The following is a 3,934-nucleotide window of genomic DNA, read 5'->3' on the forward strand; positions in this document are numbered from 1 at the left end:
CGCCCGAACGCCGATGTGGCGGGAACGCTGGGACGATGGTCAGCTGCGGAGGGTTGCCCGCCGCTTCGCGGCCGGGAGCCCGGTGCCCATCAGGGACGCCTCCTGACGGTCCGCCGGGTCACGTGCCGGGTGTCCAGACCGGACAGGCCGCGCACCGCGACGTACGCCTTCTCGCGGCCGGGCAGCGAGACCCGGCCGCGCAGCACGGCCTCGGGTTCGCGCTCGATGCGGTCCAGGAGGCGGCGGTAGATGCCGGCCATCGCGGCGACGCAGGCGCCGCTGCGCCGGTCGAGCAGCGGGAGCAGCCGGTAGCCCTCGGCGAAGAGGGCGCGGGCCCGGCGCACCTCGTAGTGGACCAGGCCCGCGAAGTCGGAGCCCTCCGGCGGCGTCGGCCCGTCGAACCCGGCCGAGCAGCCGAACTTGGCGAGGTCGTCCGCGGGCAGATAGGTGCGCCCGCCCTCGGCGTCCTCCCGGACGTCCCTGAGGATGTTGGTCAGCTGGAGCGCGAGTCCCAGCGTGTCGGCGTACTCGGGGGCGCGCTCGGCGCCCCGCGCGCCGCGTTCGGTGCCGAACACGCCGAGCGAGAGCCGTCCGATGGCGCCCGCGACACAGCGGCAGTAGACCTTCAGGTCGTCCCAGGTCTCGTAGGTCTCGCCGCGTACGTCCATCCGGACGCCGTCGATGAGCTCGTCCAGGCCGCCGAGCGGGATCGGGAAGCGGGCGGCGGCGTGCGCGAGGGCGACCGCGACCGGGTCGGTGTCGTCCTCGTCGACGGCGCCGTCGCGGATCCGGGAGAGCAGCGCCCGGGTGTCCTCGAGCCGGGCGACCTTGACGTCGTCCGCCAGCGTGCCGTCGCCGATGTCGTCGACCCGGCGGGAGAACGCGTACAGCGCCGACATGGCGCGCCGTTCCGGCGCCGGCAGCAGCCGGATGCCGTAGGCGAAGTTACGTGCCTGTTGTCCGGTGACGGTCTCGCAGTAGCTGTAGGCGGCGAGTACCGGCGCGGACGCGGGTTGCGACTCCACGGCCCGGATCACCCCTTTCCTCGCAGAGTCACGCCCGCCTCGCGCAGCAACTGGATCTTGCCGGGCCGGGGCGGGCCGGGAAGTACGTCGTATTCGGCGGCGGCGATCGCCCGGACGGCCGCCCGTCCTCCCGCAACGAACCCCGCGAGCAGCAGTCTCAGCCTGCCGTGCACGCTGCCCACCAGGGGAGCGCCTTCGTCCAGCAGGTCCCGGGCGCGTTGCGCCTGGTACGCGACGAGTGCGCGCACCGACGCGCCGGCGGTGGGTGCGGCGAGGTCCGCCTCCTGGACGTGGAAGCGCTTCATGTCCGCGGCGGGCAGGTAGATGCGGTCGCGGCCGAGGTCCTCGGCGACGTCCTGGAGGTGCTCGACGATCTGCAGGGCCGTGCAGATCGCGTCGGAGCGGCGGATCCGCTCCGGGGTGGCGGTCCCGGTCACGGCGAGGACGAGACGGCCGACGGGGTTGGCCGACAGCTCGCAGTAGGCGAGCAGGTCGTCGTAGGTCTCGTAGCGGCTGACGAGCTGGTCCTGGCGGTTGGCGGCGATCAGGCCGAGGAACGGCTCGGGGGTCAGCGCGTGGCGGCGGACCGTGGGCAGCAGCCGGCGCAGCAGCGGGTGGCCGGGCTCCGGGCCGGACGGCTCGAACACCCGGCGGAGGTCGGCTTCGAAGGCGTCGAGGAGCACCGTCCGGTCCTCGGCCCGGTCCGCCGCGACCCCGAGGAGGCGGGCGTCGGCGCCGCCCGGGGCCAGATCGCCGTCGCCGATGTCGTCGACCAGACGGGCGAAGCCGTACACGGCCATGAGGTCGTCGCGCCAGGACCCGGGCAGGAAGAAGGGGGCCACGGGGAAGTTCTCGGCGGCGGCCTTGCCCAGCGTGGCACGCTCGACGTCGACGGCGGACGCCGCGCCGGTGGGCGTCATCGCGGACTGCCCGGGGCGAGGACGGCACGCGCTGCGTTCACCCGGGGAGTTTCCGTAGCCATTGCCGTCACATCTCCCGTTCTACACTGCTGACCCAATGCACACTATTTCGGACACGCCGCCCAGGTTTCCGCCCGGCGGTATCGCTGGATGGTGTCGGGCATTATGGCCCTGATTGCCGTCTTTCGGGACCGGTACAGCTTACGTTGTACAACGCGGCGCGCGTCGTCGGGGGTCACCGGGTGCCATGGCAACACGCCCGCCGGTGTCAGGATGCCCCGCGGCGGCGGGAGTTGACGATGCCTCTGCGGACGCCGGGCCCCCGCCGGACGGTTCCGCCGGGGCCCGGGGCAGGCCCACCGGCCGATCGGGCTACTTCCCCGTGAACTTCTCGTATTCCCTGAGCACCTCGTCGGTCGGCCCGTCCATGCGCAGCTCACCGCGCTCCAGCCAGAGCACGCGGTCGCAGGTGTCGCGGATCGACTTGTTGTTGTGGCTGACCAGGAAGACGGTGCCGGCCTCCTTGCGCAGTTCCCGGATGCGCGCCTCGGAGCGCTTCTGGAACTTGCGGTCGCCGGTGGCCAGCGCCTCGTCGATCATCAGGACGTCGTGGTCCTTGGCGGCCGCGATGGAGAAGCGCAGCCGGGCCGCCATGCCGGAGGAGTAGGTGCGCATCGGCAGAGTGATGAAGTCGCCCTTCTCGTTGATGCCGGAGAAGTCGACGATCTCCTGGTAGCGGTCCCTGATCTCCTCACGGGACATGCCCATCGCGAGCCCGCCCAGCATGACGTTGCGCTCGCCGGTCAGGTCGTTCATCAGGGCGGCGTTGACGCCGAGCAGGGAGGGCTGGCCGTCGGTGTAGACCTTGCCCTTCTCGGCGGGCAGCAGTCCGGCGATGGCCCGCAGGAGGGTGGACTTGCCGGAGCCGTTGGAGCCGATCAGGCCGATGGCCTCGCCCCGGTAGGACACGAAGGAGACGCCGCGCACGGCGTGCACCTCGCGCACCCCACGCTCCTCACCCCGCCTCAGGATGCGGCTCAGCGCCGACGTGGCACTGCCCTTGCCCGTCCTGGCGCCGTTGACGCGGTAGACGATGTGCAGCTCGTCCGCGATGACGGTGGGCACGCGTGCGCCCGTCCTGTCGTCAGCCACGGCCGTACCTCTCCTCGGACTTCCAGAAGTAGACGAAACCGGCCGCGCCGGCCAGCAGTGCCCAGCCCACCGCGAACGCCCACACGTGCGGGGGCAGGTAGGAGGTTCCGTAGTCGTCGATCAGCGCGAAGCGGACCAGGTCCATGTAGACCGCCGCCGGGTTCCACTGCAGCACGTCGGCCAGCCGGCCGGGGACGTCCTTGTCGCGCAGCATCGCCGGGATGCTGAACATCACGCCCGAGGCGTACATCCAGGTACGCAGCACGAACGGCATCAGCTGCGCCAGGTCGGGCGTCTTGCTGCCCATCCGCGCGAAGACCAGCGCGAGACCGGTGTTGAACACGAACTGCAGCGTCAGCGCGGGCACCACCAGCAGCCACGACAGGCCCGGGAGGTTACCGAAGGCCAGCATGATGACGACCAGCACGATCATGGAGAACAGCAGCTGCTGGAGCTGCTGGAGCGCGAACGAGATCGGCAGCGAGGCCCGCGGGAAGTGCAGCGCCCGCACCAGGCCCAGGTTGCCGGAGATGGCCCGCACACCGGCCAGCACCGAGCTCTGCGTGAACGTGAACACGAACACGCCCGTCACCAGGAACGGCACGTACACATCACTCGGAATGCCCCGGTTGGCGCCCAGCAGCAGACCGAAGATGAAGAAGTACACCGCCGCGTTCAGCAGCGGCGTCGCCACCTGCCACAACTGGCCGAGCTTGGCCTGGCTGTACTGGGCGGTGAGCTTCGCCTGCGAGAAGGCGACGATGAAGTGCCGCCGCCCCCAGAGCTGACGCACGTACGCGCCGAGGGACGGCCGGGCGCCGCTGACCGTGAGGCCGT

At 71.4% G+C, this 3,934-nt stretch carries 4 protein-coding genes; all 4 read right to left on the bottom strand.

Features of this window, described 5'->3' with window-relative positions:
• Positions 1–89: 89 nt before the first annotated feature.
• Positions 90–1,037 (bottom strand): presqualene diphosphate synthase HpnD, encoded by a 948-nt coding sequence (hpnD, locus tag B9S61_RS31640; protein WP_103545269.1) that lies wholly within the window; start codon positions 1,035–1,037, stop codon positions 90–92.
• On the bottom strand, positions 1,034–1,945 hold the full coding sequence (hpnC, locus tag B9S61_RS31645) for a squalene synthase HpnC (RefSeq protein WP_103545270.1): 912 nt from the start codon (positions 1,943–1,945) through the stop codon (positions 1,034–1,036). Before hpnC ends, hpnD begins: the two co-directional genes overlap by 4 nt.
• Before the next feature lie 372 nt (positions 1,946–2,317).
• Positions 2,318–3,097, bottom strand: a complete 780-nt coding sequence (locus B9S61_RS31650; RefSeq protein WP_103545271.1) for an ABC transporter ATP-binding protein — start codon at positions 3,095–3,097, stop codon at positions 2,318–2,320.
• Positions 3,090–3,934 (bottom strand): ABC transporter permease (locus B9S61_RS31655; protein WP_103543195.1); only part of this gene is annotated, 845 nt, incomplete at its 5' end. The genes B9S61_RS31655 and B9S61_RS31650, both read right to left, overlap by 8 nt.

The organism is Streptomyces sp. SM1 (assembly GCF_002910825.1).
GTDB classification, from domain to species: domain Bacteria; phylum Actinomycetota; class Actinomycetes; order Streptomycetales; family Streptomycetaceae; genus Streptomyces; species Streptomyces okerensis.